This window comes from Dyadobacter sp. LHD-138, from assembly GCF_030929615.1.
In the GTDB taxonomy this organism is placed as follows: domain Bacteria; phylum Bacteroidota; class Bacteroidia; order Cytophagales; family Spirosomataceae; genus Dyadobacter.
The window spans coordinates 1-792 of record NZ_JAVFVU010000119.1; the positions used below are offsets into that span (position 1 = coordinate 1).

A 792-nucleotide genomic window follows, 5' to 3' on the forward strand; every position below is an offset into this window, starting at 1 on the left:
CGAATAAGTCTCCGAATTAAAAACCAATTCCCAATTAGATCCTTTTATTTTGGTAAGATAAATTTCCTCCGTTTTATTTTGAGAAATAACCGTCGAACTTTCAACTCCGTATCCGTCTCTATATGTGACAGCGTAATCCTGGTCAAACCTGCCGTATTGGATACGTCTCCCAGCTGTTGAAATTACCGGAGCAGTGTATTCAAAGCTGATACGGTTTCCTTTGATATCTACGATTTCTGAAAGGTGCCATGCAGAAGGAACATAATCATTGTCTGGCCCTCCATTGCCGGTAAACTCCATGTTGTTAAAAATGTACTTCGTACCGTTTTCAACTGTAAACGTCCACTTTTTAATGACCTGATTTGAGTTACCGTGGTCGGTTTCAGTACCGATGAGATACTCAATTTTAATTCGTGCATCAGAAACGACCTTTGGTACCCCATTTTGATCTATGACCATTTTTCCGGAGTATCCATTGAACTGAAAAGAATAAATATCTGCATGTACATCGTTATTGTTTTCAATATTGGCCTGAAAAGACGTATAGGTCGGCGACGTAAGGTTTGCAAAATTAGCCACTGCTGCTGGATGAGAGAGAAATCCAAATCCTGTAAGTTCATCCGCAAATCCCTTCACATGGCGCGATACAACACCGCCTGCGATCAGAGAAAAACCTAAACCTATCCAGCCTGGCTGATCACTGGGACGAAAACCGCTATAATTATACTGCACCGAGATAGGGATCTGTAAATCTCCTTCTGATAAGGTAAGCAAAGGAATATTGATATTGGG

Annotated in this window: 1 protein-coding gene; it reads right to left on the reverse strand. The window is 40.9% G+C overall.

Features of this window, described 5'->3' with window-relative positions:
- Window positions 1–792: glycoside hydrolase family 125 protein (locus RB622_RS30185; protein ID WP_308050567.1), on the reverse strand; the 792-nt coding region annotated here is incomplete at both ends.